The organism is Bacillus sp. REN3 (assembly GCF_017912555.1).
GTDB lineage: Bacteria > Bacillota > Bacilli > Bacillales > Cytobacillaceae > Mesobacillus.
This window is the reverse complement of sequence record NZ_JAERSD010000003.1, coordinates 101,380-117,341: the sequence shown is the minus strand read 5'-3', so window position 1 is coordinate 117,341 and position 15,962 is coordinate 101,380. Positions and strand designations below refer to the sequence as shown.

The window sequence follows — 15,962 nt, the reverse complement described above, 5'->3', positions numbered from 1 at the left end:
TGCCTTTCCCAATTTTAAAGATACTTCACAGCAGCAACCATCATCAATACCCATGAAATAAGAAACGCGACTCCGCCAAATGGGGTGATGGCACCGAGGACACTGATTTTAGTGACGCTAAGGACATACAGGCTACCAGAAAACAAGATGATGCCAACCAGCATCAGCCAGCCCGACCAGGAAATAAGCGCGCTCGCAGGCAGCTTACCTGCCAGGATGCCGACAATCAAAATCCCGGTTGCGTGGAACATCTGGTATGTAACGGCCGTTTTCCATGTCTCAAGGTATTTCGGTTCCAACTTTCCTTCAAGCCCATGCGCTCCGAACGCTCCCAGTGCTACCGCCAGGAATGCGTTGATGGCTCCTATCAAGATAAATGTTTTCATTGATACCACCTCTTTATATTTTTGGCTGATTTCGTAAACTTTGCTGCTTTTTAATAAATGGTTTGTTTCACTCCAGGTTGCTCACTTTCCGCGGGGGATGAGTTGAGCCTCGCGCCCAGTGGGGTCTGAGCTTTCCCGCTAGAGCAGCTTCTGAATTCACCCACGCTCACCCGTTCCAATCAATCTTTTTCAATCTATTTGTTCCTCTTAACATTGATTCAGGAAACAACGTTTTTCTAGAAAACAGCCATTTTCAAAAGTCGAATATCGAGTCTCCGTTCGCTTCGTCATCCATTTTAAGCTTCTTTGGCTGCGGCATCAATGGAGCAGCCTGCGGGGTCACCTGCTGGTAAGCTGGCTGTGCCGGGGAATAAGGCACCTGCATTCGGGCGGATTGATTGGAGCCTTGCTTTTCCGCACCCTGGCCGGCTGGCTCATCGAGCACCAGTTCACACAAGGTTTTAATAGCATGGATCCGCTCCCGCTTGGCAGACTCCGTTTCCGCTCCTTTTGCAAGCCTGATTTCTTCTTCCATTTTCAATAATAATTTTTGCAGTGAAATCTCCATGCGCTCACCCCTGCTTTTTATGTAAAGGCTATGTGAAATTAGATCGTTGATTTCCACTCCAGGCACTTCGACGGACAGGAAGTCCTAGTGCCGACTTTGCCGCAGGACGCGGCGGTCTTAGTCGCCCAGCGCTTGTCGGGCTGACCAATGCGCTTCCGCTTTGCGCCTCCGGGGTTTCTACTCCCGCTGGACACTGAATTTGGCTTCCTAGAGTTTGCCCACGCACGAAGGAAGTGCGTCAGCATAGCATTTTCGAGGAGTCTGCGTGTTTTTTCGCTCCAACTTACAGGTATTCAATAATCAACACTGGTCTTTAACATAGCCTATCTAAAATAATCCCGCCAATCATTCGCACCATACCGTTTCATTCTACCCTACTTTTTCAAAAAATTCGACCAGGCTGTCAGTTCCACGTGAAACATGTCGAATCCACGGGCTCATCCTTATCTTGCTTTAGAGGAGATATCCAGCTCATCCATCCTCCCCTCTTGGACATCCCTCCCGCACCCGATTTTCCCAGCTATTCGCTTGTTTTGCTGGAAACATCATTCTGGCTCGGTCCAGGGGAAAGAATAGACAGGGTGGCCCTCTTAAATCGGGCGAAAAAGAAAAACCCTGGTTTTCCCCAGGGTCTGCGTCTTTCTCTTTAACCTTGCAGATCTTCGATTTGCCAGTCGATTTCTTTTTCACCCCGTTCACGGAGTATTGCATTGGCTTTCGAGAACGGTTTGCTGCCAAAGAAGCCTCTTCTGGCTGAAAGCGGGCTAGGGTGGACGGATGTGATGATGTAGTGCCTGCTTTCATCAATCAGCTTCAGTTTGGTTTGGGCAGGCTTGCCCCACAGGATGAATATGACCGGCTTTTCGCGTTCATTCAAGAGGGTGATCACTCTATCCGTGAATATTTCCCAGCCCTTGCCGCGATGGGAATTCGCTTCTCCCTCTCTCACAGTCAGGACAGTGTTCAGCAAGAGCACGCCCTGATCGGCCCATTTTTTCAAATAGCCATTGTCGGGAATCTCGCAGCCAAGGTCTGCCTCCAGCTCTTTGAAAATATTCCGTAAGGATGGCGGCAGTTTGACGCCTGGCTTGACGGAAAAGCTTAAGCCATGCGCCTGTCCAGGTCCGTGATAGGGATCCTGCCCGAGAATGACGACTTTGACATCCTCATAATCCGTATAACGGAGCGCGTTAAAAATATCATCCTTTTCCGGATAAACGGTTGCTGCGGCATATTCTTCTTTCAGGAACTCGCGCAGCTCCCGGCAGTACGGTTTCCCGAATTCGTCTTCAAGTAGCAGCGACCAGCCATTTTCTAAAATTGCCATCATGACCAGACTCCTTTCCTTACCCCATTTTACCCGCTTTTTTCCGGGCGGCACCTTCTTTACACAGGCAAGGCCATGTTTAATCAAGTGGAGAACGGTTATATATACTTATAGAATACGGGAGGTTCATCCTTCCAGCTATCAATCTTAAGACCTAACAAGGAGGAAATGACTATGTTAAAAGTAGAAGTAGTTGAAAATGGCGTGCAAGCAACTGAAAAAATCAGCGCACTTGAAGCACAAGGATTCGCTAAGGAAAACATCTATATTTTCGCGCATGACGAAGATCGGAGCGAGCACTTGACTGATGCAACAGAAACAGGCGATATGGGCTTCAAGGAGCAAGGTTTCTTTGATTCCATCGGCAACATGTTCAAGTCACGGGGCGACGAGCTTCGTTCCAAGTTCGAATCACTTGGCCTTTCGAAGCAAGAGGCTGAGCAATATGAAGTCGAATTGGACAAAGGCCGACTGGTTCTTGTCGCTTCAGATGAAGCAAAATAAAAGTCCTTCATCCTATTAGCCAACCGGTCCATTCCGGATCGTTCATATAGAAACCCCCTGCCGGGCTTGGCAGGGGGTTTGCGCGTTCTTCAAGGCACCTGTTCTTCAGCCAAAGAAGCGCTGGTAGATGCTCCTTGCATGGGCCAGGTCCTTCGTGCCGTGGATCAATGCGCGGCCATCCTGGAAAATGACCATCCGATTTTCTTCCATTTCGGCAGAAACGAGATAGGGGTTCCCTTTCACCTGATAGCCAAGAGCCTGCAGCCGCTCAGCTGTCTCCTGCAAGTTCAGGCGCTGTTGGTGCGGCGGCCTGATTTGGACGGTATCCCTTCCGCACAGGACCGATGTCTTCGTCATATTCTCGACATCCAAATACGGATAGGTCCGATTTTCGCCGCACGACAGGCAGCCTGGATCCTTCGCTTTCGACATTTTCATGCTTGTATACTGGTTCCGCCATACATCGAAACTGACAAATGAGGTCCTGACGGCATCCCAATCCTCTACAAGGATTTTCAGCGCCTCTGCTCCCTGATGGGCAATGACCATCTGCGCTGCGGGACCGATGATGCCGCCAGTATCGCAGGTCATCCCCTGGAGAGGGAGTTTTTTTAGCAGACAGTTCAAGCAGGGTGTCTTTCCTGGAATGATGGAAAAACTCATCCCGAAGCTCCCGACACATCCACCATAAATCCATGGAATCCTGTACTTTTGCGAAATGTCGTTGATGGCCATCCTTGTTTCGAAATTATCGGTCGCATCAATGATCAAATCGACACCCTCCGCAAGCTCTTCCAGTTTTTCAGGAGTGGCATCGGCAATGAAGGCCTGGATTTCGACCTCCGAGTTGATTGCCCTCAGCCGCTTTTCTGCTGCTGCGGCCTTCGGGAGTTTGGCTGCGACATCTTCTTCTGTATATAACTGCTGGCGCTGCAGATTGCTCGCTTCAACATAATCACGATCGACAATCGTCAGGCGGCCTACGCCGGCCCTGACCAATATATCGGCATTTCCCGAACCGAGAGCACCTGCCCCGATCATGAGTACATGCTTGCTGCGGATTTTTTCCTGGCCTGCCTTGCCAATCGGAGGAAACAGCGTCTGGCGTGAATATCTTTCTGACATGTTCATACCTCCAAAAATTCCTTCTGCAAAAATACCCAGCGCCCCTTCCTCATGGAAGCGCGCTTGCATGCACGCTCTCCTGCCAAGAGGAAGAAGGCGCTGGGAATGCCGTTTGGATCAGCCGCCGCTCACCGGCGGAATGAAGGCGATTGTATCTCCTTCTTTGATCACTTCTTCATTTGATGCGAATTCTTCATTGATGGCCGTCATTGCTGTATCAAGTTTTTGGAGACCATATTGATCAGCGACGATTTTCTTCAGTTCAGCGACTGTTTTTCCTGCTGCTTCGATTTCGACTGATTCATGGCCTGCTTCATCACGCAAATTAGCAAAGAATAAAATGTTATTCATTAAGATCCCTCTCCTCCGGTTTTCCTGTCGGATATGAGACAGTTTCTAACTGGTTTCCAATCCATTCCTGGCCATCTTCCCAATGTTCTTTTTTCCATATCGGCACAATTTCCTTGATCCGTTCGATTGCATACCTGTTCGCTTCATAAGAATCGTTTCGATGAGGTGTCGAAACGGCAATCACCACTGCAATATCGGTGATGTCAAGCTTGCCGATCCGGTGGGTGATGGCGACCCGGGAGCCCTTCCAGCGCTCCTGGATTTCCGTCCCGATCTGTTCAAGCTTCTTGATTGCCATCGGCTCATACGCTTCATAAATCAGGTAGAGCGTCTTCTTGCCCTTTGTCATCTCGCGGACGGTCCCAATGAAGGTCGTAATGGCCCCGGCATCACGCTGGACCACCTTATCAATGACGGACTGAACGTTGATTGGTTCTTTTGCTATTTCATAATTCATCCTTTTTCACCTCAAAAAAATTGATCCGCCAGAACAAAAAGCGTAAGCACCTTGGTCAGCCCCGACAGGCGCCGGCCGGCCAGGATCGCCACCTCCTGTGGCAACGCCGGCACCAGGACGACCGTGTCCTTTGAAGGACTTGTTAGTGTAGCCATCCTTTGACACCGTTGGCAAGGCCAAACGTCTTGATGGGCTAGGGGGTGGACATTTCCTGGACTTATTTTATTGAAAGGCTGGGTTCATATCGATTGTTGACTTTCCGTATTCAGGCATTTGGCTTTCCGCTGGCGTGCCGAGGATCCCCTTTGCCCATACTCCCTGCCGGAGTCTTCGCGCCTTCCGCTCCAAACCATCAAGGAATCAAAAAATCAACATGTCCTTTTACATAGCGATTAAAAAAGAATGGGTTCCGGGTTTTCGACGACCGCATAACCGCCGATTTTGGCGACTTCTGCCTTGAAGGCTTCTGACTGGATCACCGACCTTAACCAAATACCCTTTTCACTGTCAAAGAATGCCCTTGTCATCAGCAAATCGTAATTCTCATCGGCAACCGGGATGAAATCAAGTCCCATCGCCCTGGCCGCTGGATGGATCCCGAGACCGGCTGCCTTTTCATTTCCTTTCACTTCTGCCGCAACGCTCAGATGCGAGAACATTTCACGGTCATAACCATTGATCTGGTCGGCTGAGACGCCTGCTTCCCTTAACAGCAGATCAAACAGGATCCTTGTACCGGCGCCTTTCTGCCTGTTGGCGAAATCCGCGCCCTTCGCCGCAAGGTCATTGACATTTTCTATTCCAAGCGGATTCCCTTTTGGGATCATCCACCCTTGCGTTCTTTTTAAAAATGGATAGAGGACTGCGTCTTGCCCGCCAAGCATTTTTTTCACATAGGAAATATTATATTCCTTTGTATCCGGGTCAAGCAAATGAATGCCCGCTACATGGGCCTCCCCTTTTCTGATTGCCATCAAACCGGCCATGCTGCCTACATGGGAAGAAACAATTTTCATATCCGTGCGCTGCTTTTTCAGCTGCGATGACAGCAAATCGATGGTCAGGTCATGGCTGCCGCTGAAGACAATCGCATTCTTGATTTCTTCGACTGGTCTTAACAGCTCGATCTCGACCTCATCGCCTTGCTCATAGCCAAGCTGGTCTGGCGGCACGACAAGTATCCCATCCGCCCTGACAAGCGACATGGTGACACCTGCTGCGCGAGTCAGCGGATTTGCGACAAATTGTCCATTCACATAGCCGATATTCATTCTGACAAAGTCCTCTGCTCCCATGGTGGAGACTACCCTGCGGCCGAGCTTCACTTTCAGTGCCGGCCTCTTGGGTTCTGGTGTGCCCAGATACTTGCAGACAAGCGGCCTCACGAACCATTCAAGCGCGAGATAAGCGGAGACAGGATATCCTGGCACTCCCACGACTACTCTATCCTTGATTTTGCCAAGGATGACTGGTTTCCCCGGCCTTGTCGCGACACCATGGGTGAAAACGGCGCCCAGTTCTTCGAGAATATGGACGGTATAGTCCTTCGAGCCTGCTGATGACCCGGCGTTGATGACGACGATATCTGACGTCTCGACGGCGTTCAGCAGCGCCTCGCGGATTTTTTCCGGTTCATCCTTCACGATCGGATGAAGATATGGCTGCCCTCCCCATTCCTCGACATAGGCGCTGAACACGGTGCCATTGAATTCGATGATGCTGCCGGAGGATAAGGAAGATTCGGCACTGATAAGTTCGTTCCCAGTCGGGATGATGGTCACGAGCGGCTTCTTCACGACGCTGATTTCTGTAACCTGGGCCGCAAGGAGCGCGCCAAGGTCCGCGGGACGAAGCTTGTGTCCCTGCGTGAACAGCATTTCCTCCTGGACAATGTCCTCCCCAATCGGGCGGATATGCTGCCATGGCGTTGCTGGTTCAATGATCTCGATTGTTTCCTCATCGATCACATGGATGTCCTCGACCATGATGACCGCGTTGAATTGAGCTGGTATCGCATTCCCGGTATCAACGTAGACGAACTGGCTGCCTGTTTTCAGCTGGAGCGGCCGCTGTTCGTGGGCTTCATATGTTTCTTCAGCATTCACGGCGATCCCATCCATTGCTGACGCATGGTAAAAGGGCATCGATACATTCGCGAATACAGGCTCCGCCGTAATTCGGCCCAGCGCGCGGGCGGCCGGAATCCGTTCTTTTTCCCGAGGCAAGTCAAAGGCGGCCAGTATTTCGTTCCTGGCTTCTTCCCGCGGCTTGTCCTCAAGGTAGATTTTTCGGTTGTATCGTATTCGGTCCATTTTGCGGCTCCCCCTATCGCGTCAGAATCACTGGAACGTATTCTCCCTGGGAAATTCCCTCTTTTTCGGAAACAATCTCAACGATCCCATCACTTTTCACCAATGTCGTAATCAGGCCGGATTTGCCGATGATCGGCTCGGCCCACCATTCTCCATCCTTCTCAAGCAGCCGGACCCTGATATAATCGGATCGGCCTGGAGAGGAAGGGATATTTTTCATGATCCTGGCAAAGATCCGTTCAGGCTTGCGCTCGATGTTTTCGCCTTTCAGCCTTTTGAAGACCTGTTCGCCAAACAGCTTGAAGATGATCATTGCCGAAGCGGGATGGCCCGGAAGTCCGATGACCGGCTTCCCATCCGCTACCGCAAGGATCGTCGGCTTGCCTGGCTTTATCGAGATGCCATGCACAAATACCCCTGGATCTCCAAGCGACTGGATGACCTCGGTCGTATAATCCTTCGCTCCGACCGAGCTTCCTCCGGATAGAATCAGGCAGTCTGCCTGTTCATACAATTCACGGGCCCTGGCGGAAAACTCATCGTAATCGTCACGGGTGATCCCGCCGTATATGACATCGATTCCCCACTCATTGGCAAGGCCCTTGACGGTTGGATAGTTGATATCACGGATTTGCCCTGTTTCAAGTTCCTTCGTTTCATAAGGGACGATTTCATCCCCTGAAGAAAGGTAAGCAGCTTTCAGCCTACGGTAGACTTTCACCTGGGAAATGCCAAGTGCCGCCAGGGCTCCAAGCTCCTGAGGCCGCAATTTCGTTCCTTCGGTAAGCAGCACTTCCCCAGCCCTGATATCTTCTCCGGCGCGGATGACATTCTCTCCTGGCGCTACCTGCTTATATGTGTTCAGCAGTCCGCCGATTTCCTCGCAATGTTCGATCATCAGTACGCTGTCGCTCCCGGGTGGCAGCATGCCTCCAGTCGGAACATAAATCGCTTCCCCTCTTCCCACTGGCTTCGACGCTTCTTCGCCCATATGGACTTCACCGGCGACATTCAGGAAGCCTGGCATCGATTCGGACGAACCGAACGTATCCCTTGCGATGACCGCATAGCCATCGACGGTCGAGCGGTCGAAAGCGGGAACATTCTCTGTTGCGGTCACATCCTCAGCAAGGATATAATGGAGCGCTTCATCGAGCGGTCGGACTTCCACTTCCCGGATTTTGCCGATTTTTTCATCGATTAATGCGAAGGTCTCCTCAACTGTTTTCACTTTGAAAAATTGCATGCTGCCTTACTTCCTTTCTGGCACCTGAAAACCTATCTTTCTTTTTCAGCCCATTCTTTCGCATGTTCATATTCTTCAGGATGGTTCATATTGAAGAATACAAGGTCAAGGCTACGCTCGCAATAAAGCTGCAAATCTTCTTCATCAAGGTACCTGACATCCAGCCCGCCAAGCATCTGCCTGATGCGCAGGTCTCCTTTTTCAATGCTCTCCTTTGCTGCCGAAGCGACCCTTTTTTGGTAAGCCGCGAACAGAGGATGCTGCCTTCCCTCCACAACTGGTATGACCGCATCATGGTGCTTAAGCGCTTTGACAAGGCTTTCAGCCAGCTCCGCGGACACAAAAGGCATGTCACAGGCCACGATGAAATTCTCCTCATAATCGGATGCTTCAAGACCGGCATGGATTCCAGCCAGCGGCCCTTCCCCGGGAAAATCATCCGTGACTGTCTTTATATTCAAAAACTGATAGATTTCAGGATCATTCGTTACTAGGATTATATCATCGAACACAAGTTTTAGCTCATCCTTGATTCTCTCAACATTCGTTTTTTCCGCAAATTTCAATAGAGCCTTATTCGTTCCCATCCTGCTGGATTTTCCGCCTGATAAGATGATTGCTCCAGCTTTCATCCCACAGCACCTTCTTTTCGTTTATCTGTTCACTTCGCATGATGGCCGATTGTCTTTTTACCTGATTCGCAACTTCTGCAGTGCGACTGTCATTCTTTTGTATCCTATTCTGCCCGCTAACACCCATTAGTTTGCCGGCTTCGTTTCTCCTGCAGCATGATAGCCATTTTCCTGGGCAACAAAGTCCAGGTGGATCGTATTCAAGTCAAGCATCGCAGGTGTCGGTTTCACGATATACTGTCTTGTATCGATGATTTTAGTATACCCTTTGCATTCTTCACAAACCTGGATTTGGGAAGCAGCATCTCCCTCGATCGTCAGGAACTGGATGGATTCATGGTCCTCGTTGCCGCAGTGCGCACATGTGATGCGTTTATCATGCCAGTGGGCAAGGCAGCGCGGGCAGTGGAGAACCTTTTTCCCGTTTTCTTCAAGCTGGGCAAGCCGGACTGGTTCCCCGCATACCGGGCAGCCTGTACCATGAACAGCGTAATGGATTTCCGGCTGGACTTTCTCTGCTGTCAGCTGCAGGTAAGGCCGCAGCACCGTTTCCGCGATGAATTGCGGAAGCCAGGGATCGATACCCTTTTCTTCTGCGAAACTCGCAAAATAAACATGGTTGAAAGCGAACGCCTCATCGATCCACCTTTTTGTCGTTTCCTCACTCAGGGATTGCCTGATCAAATCCAGCTGGTTTTCCAGCTCTGGTTGATACTTCGATAATAACCCGCCGATATCCTCTATCCACTGTAAAAATAGTGAAATATCAAAATCGATGGCCGCTAAAGCAATGACTGGCACCCCAGCCTCTATCGCTGCTTTGTCAAGCTTTGGCTGGACTCTTTCCGGATCCAGGTCTTGTTTCCATTGCTCCTGCAACCTGATAATATCCTTCTGCAATTTTTGGTACTCTTTTGAGACAACAGACTTTTTCATCCTGCCGCACCTCTTTCCTATAATTGTCCAAATCCAGCAATCCAAATTTTTGGCTATGATCAATTTGACTGTTGATTTTCGTTCCAGGCACTTCGCTTTGCTGGCAGTCCCTGAGCTCCTCGGCGCCTTTGGCGCCTGCGGGGTCTCCCGTTGACTTACTAGTCCCGCAGGAGTCTTCGCGCCTTCCACTACAATCAATAGTGTTCTCCAACATAGCCAATTTTTTAAGGGAATGGCTGCCCTGTTACAGACCGCCATTCCCTCTTAATGACTCTTTAAGCGCCTTTTTTCTTGTTTGTCTTATCAAGGTCAGGGAAATTCCCTTTCTTGACTTCCTCATCATACCAGTCTGCATAGTGGCTCTTCGCCCACCACGCAGGTACCTTTCCGGTAAGCACTCCGGTATAGCCCGGTCTTGAGTGCTTATGGATGACGCTCAGGTAGATGTGGCCGACAACAACGGCAATCGCCAATCCGAAGCCGACATTGTGCCCTACGTATGCCCACTGGACCAAACCCTTAGGGAATAAGTGAGGGAACCACATCGGGAAGCCGGAACCAATGATCAGGATAGCTGTGAAAATCTGGATGATCGAGTTGATTTTTTCACCGGCATTGAAGAACGTCTGCCTTACATGCTTGAACTTGAAGCCAAACAGTTCTTTGACGAATTCAGTGAAGAATTCAAGATCCCTCTTCTTCCATGTCACAAGCTCCTTGCCCCAGTTCAGCAGGCCTTTCGGATCCATGATCAGCCAGATGAAGGTCGGAGTGAGGAACGCGACAGCGAAGATCCTGTGGAGCAGGCGCGCTCCCTCAGGTCCGCCTAGAACCGGATACAGCCAGTCGAACCATTCTGTATACATCGGAAGTGCGGTGATGTAAAGCGCAAAGAATGAAATGGCGTTTACGGCATGTGCCCAGACAAAGCCTTTTGAGAACCGCTTAACCATAATTTCAGATTTTTGCTGTTTACTCATGGCTGCCACCTCCATCCTCATTGTGTTCCTTGTCCTCTTTTGAGAACAGTTTGCTGGAAACGAATGCTCCAACTAGCGCCATGCTTGTCGCTCCAAGCATCATCTTGCCGATTGGCTGCGCGTAATCCTTCCAGATTACTGCTGATGTTGGAACCTTCGGCTTTTCAGGCATACCATAGACGGATGGTTTCTCAGCAAGGACGTAGATGGTGTGTGTGCCGCCGACTCCCGGAGGGTTATAAATATTCGCGTTAGGGAATTTGTCCTTGATTTCAGCCAGGCGCTTTTCTGCTTTCTTGAGCATGGCATCCTTATCGCCGAATTCCATCGCTCCTGTATGGCAGGTAGTGACACATGCAGGCTGCATGCCTTCTTCAAGACGATCGACGCACATCGTGCATTTCTGTGCTTTCTTGTACTCTTTGCCATTCTTGTCTTTGTAAGTTGCCAGCTGGACAACATCGAATGGGCAGTTCTGGACACAGTAGCCGCAGCCGACACATTTATCGGCATCGACATCGACTGTCCCGAAATCCGTATAGTGCATCGCATCTTCCGGACATACCTTTACGCAGGCAGCCTCAGAGCAATGGTAGCAGGATGAATGGCGGAACAAGTATTCAAGGTTTCCTTTCCCATTTTCATGCTCTATGAAAGACAAAACGTTCCATGTATTGGCAGTCACGTTTGCATGGGATTGGACGCTTCCCTGGAAATCCTCAGGCTCAGCCGGAAGGTCGTTCCAGTTTTTGCAGGCGACCATACATGCACGGCAGCCATCGCATTTAGTGACATCGACAAATTTTACATATTCCGCCATCTTAAGCCCTCCTTACATCGCAGAGGAATGCCTTATATTCAGGAATCATCGTGTTTGCATCCCCGATATGAGGTGTTAAGCGGTTGGCTGTATCCCCTGTTGCATATCCTTTATAACCAAAGTGCCAAGGCATGCCGATCTGGTGGACTTTCTTGCCATTGACCGTATGCGGCTTGAAGCGCTTTGTGACCATCGCATGACACTTGACCTCGCCGCGGGCAGAAGTGACGATGACCTGATCCTTGTTCTTGATGCCTTTTTCCTTCGCGAGCTCTTCAGAAATTTCAATGTACATATGGCCGGCCAATTCAGACAGCCACTGCTGGTTGCGCGTCATCGAACCTGACTGCCAGTGCTCACTCACCCGGTACGTTGTCGCAACGATCGGGAACTGCTTCTTCGTGCCCTTCAAGTTGAAGTCACCATCCCAAACCTTGATGGTAGGGTTGAACTCCTGGCTTGAGAATGCATTCGGAACAGGGCTTTCGAATGGTTCGTAATGTTCAGGGAACGGGCCGTCGTTCAGCGTTGGCGCAAACATGCCCCCCACTCCATCCTTCATCATGATGAATGGCTTCGTGCCGCCTTCTTCTGTTGGCGCGACGACTGCCTTGAAGTCGGGAACGTCGTTTCCGGTCCATTTTTTCGCTGCTGCATCCCACCAGATTACGGCTTTATCCTTGTTCCATGGCTTGCCGCTTGGATCGGCGGAGGCGCGATTGTAAATGATGCGTCGGTTCATCGGCCAGGCGTAGGACCAGTTCAGGAAGTTGCCCATTCCTGTGTCTTTGTTGTCACGGCGTTTCGACAGGTTGCCTTCTTCAGGGTAGAAGCCTGAATAGATCCAGTTTCCGGAGCAGGTTGATCCATCGTCGGCAAGGCTGCCGAAGTTTTCAACCTGTTTGCCAGTTTTAATGTAATAGCCATTGATTTCCCTGGCAACAACGTCGAATTCCGGATGGTCATGCTCTCCGTAGTTCCAGTACAAAGCGTTGATCGCTTTCGCTGCTGGCGAACTTTCGTTTTTGTACAAAGCCTTCAGGCGGAGCATCAGCATATGGATGATTTCCATGTCTGCCTTTGACTCTCCTTTAGGCTCGATTGCCTGCCAGCGATACTGCATCCAGCGTCCGCTGTTTGAAACGGTTCCTTCTTTTTCATAGGAAGATGCTGCCGGAAGCAAGAATACTTCTGTATCGATCTTGGATGGATTGCTGCCCGCCTCTTTTTGCCAGAATGCGGATGTCTCTGTCTCCCAAAGGTCGATTGCCACAAGCCATTTTAAGTTGCTGAGCGCTTCTTTCTCCTTGCCGGCATTCGGTCCGCCGACGACAGGGTTCGTTCCGAACAGGAATGCCCCATCAAGCTCACCCTTATACATTGCGTTGAACAGGGCGATATGGGAATAGTTCTTGTTGCCTTTTGGAATGTATTGATAGCAGAACTCATTATCTTTTGTCGCGTTCGGGCCGTACCATGCCTTCAACAGACTGACGACGAACTTAGGCTTATTGCTCCAGTAGCCTGTCTTAGGTGTTTCTTTTTCCAGGTAGGCTGCCAGTGTGGCGTGCTCAGGAAGCTCTTTTGGCGCGCCAAGATACCCAGGTAGATCCTGGAACAGTAAACCGAAGTCAGTTGATCCCTGTACGTTCGACTCGCCGCGAAGGGCATTGACGCCGCCGCCAGGCATCCCGATGTTGCCAAGCAAGAGCTGGAGCATAGCGTATGAGCGGACGTTCTGCGTTCCAACCGTGTGCTGTGTTGTGCCCATCGCATATAAAATCGTTCCTGTTTTGCCAGGCTTTCCTGTCGTACAGAAAGCATCCGCTACCTTAAGGTAGTCTTCCTTCGGCGTACCTGTCACCGTTGCGACTGTGTCGACATCATAACGGGAATAGTGCTTTTTCATCAGCTGGAATACGGATCTTGGATGGGACAGTGTCTCATCTATTACCGGCTTTCCATCTTCTGTTGTTTCAAATGACCAGCTCGCCTTGTCGTAGGATCGTGTTGCTTCGTCATAGCCGCTGAACAAGCCGTCTTTGAAATCGAAGCCTTCCTTTACGATGAAGGAGGCATTTGTATATTTAGCAACATACTCTTTGTGGTAAAGATTGTTTTCAATTGCATAGTTAATCAAACCGCCAATGAATGGAATGTCTGTACCGGACCGAAGCGGCGCATAGATGTCTGCCTGTGATGAGGTTCTTGTGAAACGCGGGTCGACCGATACGATCTTTCCTCCGTTCTCCCTTGCCTTCAAGAGCCACCTGAAGCTGATTGGATGGTTCTCGGCAGGGTTTGCTCCGATGATCAACGCACAATCAGTATGCTGCAGATCATTCCAATGGTTAGTCATTGCTCCACGACCAAATGTAGGTGCCAGACCGGCAACCGTTGAACTATGTCATATTCGTGCCTGGTGCTCCAGGTAGGTGACACCAAGCCCTCTCATCATTTTCGCGAGCAAATACGTTTCTTCATTATCCAGAGCGGCACCGCCAAGGCTGGCGATTGCTTCTGTTTTATTGACGAACATTCCGTTTGCTTTTTCAACGAATGTCTTGTCCCGTGTTTCTTTCACGCGCTTGGCGATGGTATCAAGCATCCATCCCCAGTCTTTCTCTTCCCACTTATCGCTGCCTGGCGCGCGGTAACGCGGCTTCAGGACGCGTTTTTCTGAAGTGAACAATTGCCTGATTGTTGTCCCTTTGCTGCAGAGCGTACCTTCATTGATGGGATGATCCGGATCCCCTTCCGTATATATCACATCATTGTTTTTGGTATGGACCAAAATTCCGCAGCCCACAGCGCAGTATGGACAAATGGTTGGTGTTACAGTAGCTTTGGCAATCTTGAATTCTTTTGTTTTTGCATGGACTTCTTTTTCATTGAAGCCAAGCTCTACAACTGCCAGGGTTGCCGCGGTGGCACCTGACAGCTTCAAGAACTGCCGGCGATTCAGGTTGATTTCAACCATCTCTCTCTCTCCTTCCCAATAGTTGCTAGAACATCCCTAATCCCACAGGTGGCTTTTAATTCAATACTTGCTGGGCCTCCCCCCTTTCAAGTAGTTCCTCGGCGGCAGCAGGCGGATTGAGGTCATCATTGATCCTTCCAGCCGATGTATAGACAGTCGCCATTTTCCCCCGTAAATAGCCGACGACTTCAATGTTCAGAAATCTGGCTAGTTGGATCGCCTGCTTTGTTGCGGCTGTCCGGGAGCCTATGATGGCAAAACCGAATCTGGCTGCCTTTGAGAGCATTTCATATGAAACCCTTCCGGTTGTCAGCAGGACAAGCCGTTCAGGATGCAAACGCTTTCTAAGTGCGTGGCCGATGACTTTATCCACGGCATTGTGCCTCCCGATGTCTTCCCTTACCTCGATGCTTCCATCCTCAAGGATGATGCAGGCACCGTGCATTCCCCCTGTTTCCAGATATAACGGGGAATTCTGGGCGAACTCTGCCCGTTTTTTCAGCAAGTAAGTCAAGGAATACGTGTCATCGGAATGCACTTTGTTGAAATTCTTGACATCCGTCATCGAAAAGAAGGTCACCCCGCGGCCGCAGCCGGCAGTATAGTGTTTCTTTTTCGAAAACATCTGTTCAGGATCGAAGTTATTGCAAAGCGAAACCTCTAGGGTCCCTGTCTTCTCCTTGAATTCGACAGTGACAACATCATCCGCTCTATCAATCAAGCCTTCCGAATAAAGGTAGCCAAACGCCCAATCTTCCAGGTCCTGGTTTGTCAGCTGGAAAACAGCTATTTCATACCCATTCACCTTCAAGCTGATCGGGTATTCTTCGGGACAGCCTTTCCTGGTCATTTTCTTCACCCCTTAACTGGTTACGCATAAGCCGGAATACGGTGCCGCATCCTGGCTCTTCCCATCCATTATTAAAATCAGCAGCGGCTTAAAACTGTTAAAATCATCACAATCTCTAAATTAGTTGGAAACCATATTTATAAATTTCACTATGGAAAAAGTGTAAATACCCCTATAACATTAATTTACTGGAAAACTCCTTGTTTTAGGTGCTTCAATTGTGACAATACTGTAGATGAAAGTTGTCTATTGTCTTACAAACTGTGACTTTTCCCACAGAAAACACCTATTTTGAGCCATAGGTATATTTTCACATACCCCATCCTAATCCATATCATTTTTTCTTACAGTAACTTTCATCACGTCAAAGTCTTAATGCCACAAAATTGACATATGTTAATTAATGCCACTCAGGATTCCAAATCTTTGTCTAAAGCCCGGAAATTGATATAATCATAGGAAAAGCACAAAAAGACCTCAGCTGCCGG

General features: G+C 49.7%; 16 protein-coding genes. 1 reads left to right on the top strand and 15 read right to left on the bottom strand.

From position 1 onward, the window contains the following. Positions 1–14 precede the first annotated feature (14 nt). The 3 genes from JJQ88_RS03520 to JJQ88_RS03510 form a co-directional block, all read right to left on the bottom strand. Positions 15–386, bottom strand: coding sequence for a DUF423 domain-containing protein (locus JJQ88_RS03520; RefSeq protein WP_210364357.1), 372 nt, complete (start codon positions 384–386; stop codon positions 15–17). A 253-nt stretch (positions 387–639) separates the two neighbouring features. Further along, a complete protein-coding gene (locus JJQ88_RS03515; protein WP_210364356.1) occupies positions 640–954 on the bottom strand; it encodes a YwdI family protein in 315 nt (104 codons plus the stop codon). A gap of 646 nt (positions 955–1,600) precedes the next feature. Further along, positions 1,601–2,284 (bottom strand): uracil-DNA glycosylase, encoded by a 684-nt coding sequence (locus JJQ88_RS03510; protein ID WP_210364355.1) that lies wholly within the window; start codon positions 2,282–2,284, stop codon positions 1,601–1,603. 171 nt (positions 2,285–2,455) lie between these two features. On the opposite strand from JJQ88_RS03510, the gene JJQ88_RS03505 reads away from it, so the two are divergent. Beyond that, positions 2,456–2,785, top strand: coding sequence for a YflT domain-containing protein (locus tag JJQ88_RS03505; protein ID WP_210364354.1), 330 nt, complete (start codon positions 2,456–2,458; stop codon positions 2,783–2,785). Between the two features lie 105 nt (positions 2,786–2,890). On the opposite strand, the gene JJQ88_RS03500 is transcribed toward JJQ88_RS03505, so the two are convergent. The 12 genes from JJQ88_RS03500 to fdhD all read right to left on the bottom strand — a co-directional run bounded on the left by JJQ88_RS03500 (position 2,891) and on the right by fdhD (position 15,474). Then, positions 2,891–3,910, bottom strand: coding sequence for a MoeB/ThiF family adenylyltransferase (locus JJQ88_RS03500; protein WP_210364353.1), 1,020 nt, complete (start codon positions 3,908–3,910; stop codon positions 2,891–2,893). 117 nt (positions 3,911–4,027) lie between these two features. Further along, on the bottom strand, positions 4,028–4,261 hold the full coding sequence (gene moaD / locus JJQ88_RS03495; RefSeq protein WP_210364352.1) for a molybdopterin converting factor subunit 1: 234 nt from the start codon (positions 4,259–4,261) through the stop codon (positions 4,028–4,030). Next, positions 4,254–4,718: a molybdenum cofactor biosynthesis protein MoaE gene (locus JJQ88_RS03490; RefSeq protein ID WP_210364351.1), complete on the bottom strand. Its 465-nt coding sequence runs from the start codon at positions 4,716–4,718 to the stop codon at positions 4,254–4,256. Before JJQ88_RS03490 ends, moaD begins: the two co-directional genes overlap by 8 nt. An 11-nt stretch (positions 4,719–4,729) precedes the next feature. Beyond that, entirely contained in the window at positions 4,730–4,873 is a 144-nt protein-coding gene (locus JJQ88_RS03485; RefSeq protein ID WP_210364350.1) for a hypothetical protein, read from the bottom strand. 237 nt (positions 4,874–5,110) lie between these two features. Next, a complete protein-coding gene (locus JJQ88_RS03480; RefSeq protein ID WP_210364349.1) occupies positions 5,111–7,030 on the bottom strand; it encodes a molybdopterin biosynthesis protein in 1,920 nt (639 codons plus the stop codon). A gap of 13 nt (positions 7,031–7,043) precedes the next feature. After that, on the bottom strand, positions 7,044–8,276 hold the full coding sequence (locus JJQ88_RS03475) for a molybdopterin molybdotransferase MoeA (protein ID WP_210364348.1): 1,233 nt from the start codon (positions 8,274–8,276) through the stop codon (positions 7,044–7,046). A 32-nt stretch (positions 8,277–8,308) separates the two neighbouring features. Then, on the bottom strand, positions 8,309–8,908 hold the full coding sequence (mobA, locus tag JJQ88_RS03470) for a molybdenum cofactor guanylyltransferase (RefSeq protein WP_210364347.1): 600 nt from the start codon (positions 8,906–8,908) through the stop codon (positions 8,309–8,311). A gap of 126 nt (positions 8,909–9,034) precedes the next feature. Next, positions 9,035–9,844 (bottom strand): formate dehydrogenase accessory protein FdhE, encoded by an 810-nt coding sequence (locus tag JJQ88_RS03465; RefSeq protein WP_210364346.1) that lies wholly within the window; start codon positions 9,842–9,844, stop codon positions 9,035–9,037. Positions 9,845–10,119: 275 nt separating this feature from the next. After that, complete coding sequence (locus JJQ88_RS03460) at positions 10,120–10,824, bottom strand: formate dehydrogenase subunit gamma (protein ID WP_210364345.1); 705 nt, start codon at positions 10,822–10,824, stop codon at positions 10,120–10,122. Further along, positions 10,817–11,644, bottom strand: coding sequence for a 4Fe-4S dicluster domain-containing protein (locus JJQ88_RS03455; RefSeq protein WP_210364344.1), 828 nt, complete (start codon positions 11,642–11,644; stop codon positions 10,817–10,819). Before JJQ88_RS03455 ends, JJQ88_RS03460 begins: the two co-directional genes overlap by 8 nt. Before the next feature lies 1 nt (position 11,645). Continuing rightward, a complete protein-coding gene (gene fdnG, locus JJQ88_RS03450) occupies positions 11,646–14,624 on the bottom strand; it encodes a formate dehydrogenase-N subunit alpha (protein WP_282597655.1) in 2,979 nt (992 codons plus the stop codon). Positions 14,625–14,679: 55 nt separating this feature from the next. Further along, entirely contained in the window at positions 14,680–15,474 is a 795-nt protein-coding gene (gene fdhD / locus JJQ88_RS03440; RefSeq protein WP_210364342.1) for a formate dehydrogenase accessory sulfurtransferase FdhD, read from the bottom strand. Between the last annotated feature and the right edge of the window lie 488 nt (positions 15,475–15,962).

What these genes read in the sequence shown, in the direction of transcription:
- JJQ88_RS03520 (WP_210364357.1), bottom strand. Translation starts at nt 386, where the DNA reads ATGAAAACATTTATCTTGATAGGAGCCATCAACGCATTCCTGGCGGTA.
- JJQ88_RS03515 (WP_210364356.1), bottom strand. Translation starts at nt 954, where the DNA reads ATGGAGATTTCACTGCAAAAATTATTATTGAAAATGGAAGAAGAAATC.
- JJQ88_RS03510 (WP_210364355.1), bottom strand. Translation starts at nt 2,284, where the DNA reads ATGATGGCAATTTTAGAAAATGGCTGGTCGCTGCTACTTGAAGACGAA.
- JJQ88_RS03505 (WP_210364354.1), top strand. Translation starts at nt 2,456, where the DNA reads ATGTTAAAAGTAGAAGTAGTTGAAAATGGCGTGCAAGCAACTGAAAAA.
- JJQ88_RS03500 (WP_210364353.1), bottom strand. Translation starts at nt 3,910, where the DNA reads ATGTCAGAAAGATATTCACGCCAGACGCTGTTTCCTCCGATTGGCAAG.
- moaD (WP_210364352.1), bottom strand. Translation starts at nt 4,261, where the DNA reads ATGAATAACATTTTATTCTTTGCTAATTTGCGTGATGAAGCAGGCCAT.
- JJQ88_RS03490 (WP_210364351.1), bottom strand. Translation starts at nt 4,718, where the DNA reads ATGAATTATGAAATAGCAAAAGAACCAATCAACGTTCAGTCCGTCATT.
- JJQ88_RS03485 (WP_210364350.1), bottom strand. Translation starts at nt 4,873, where the DNA reads ATGGCTACACTAACAAGTCCTTCAAAGGACACGGTCGTCCTGGTGCCG.
- JJQ88_RS03480 (WP_210364349.1), bottom strand. Translation starts at nt 7,030, where the DNA reads ATGGACCGAATACGATACAACCGAAAAATCTACCTTGAGGACAAGCCG.
- JJQ88_RS03475 (WP_210364348.1), bottom strand. Translation starts at nt 8,276, where the DNA reads ATGCAATTTTTCAAAGTGAAAACAGTTGAGGAGACCTTCGCATTAATC.
- mobA (WP_210364347.1), bottom strand. Translation starts at nt 8,908, where the DNA reads ATGAAAGCTGGAGCAATCATCTTATCAGGCGGAAAATCCAGCAGGATG.
- JJQ88_RS03465 (WP_210364346.1), bottom strand. Translation starts at nt 9,844, where the DNA reads ATGAAAAAGTCTGTTGTCTCAAAAGAGTACCAAAAATTGCAGAAGGAT.
- JJQ88_RS03460 (WP_210364345.1), bottom strand. Translation starts at nt 10,824, where the DNA reads ATGAGTAAACAGCAAAAATCTGAAATTATGGTTAAGCGGTTCTCAAAA.
- JJQ88_RS03455 (WP_210364344.1), bottom strand. Translation starts at nt 11,644, where the DNA reads ATGGCGGAATATGTAAAATTTGTCGATGTCACTAAATGCGATGGCTGC.
- fdhD (WP_210364342.1), bottom strand. Translation starts at nt 15,474, where the DNA reads ATGACCAGGAAAGGCTGTCCCGAAGAATACCCGATCAGCTTGAAGGTG.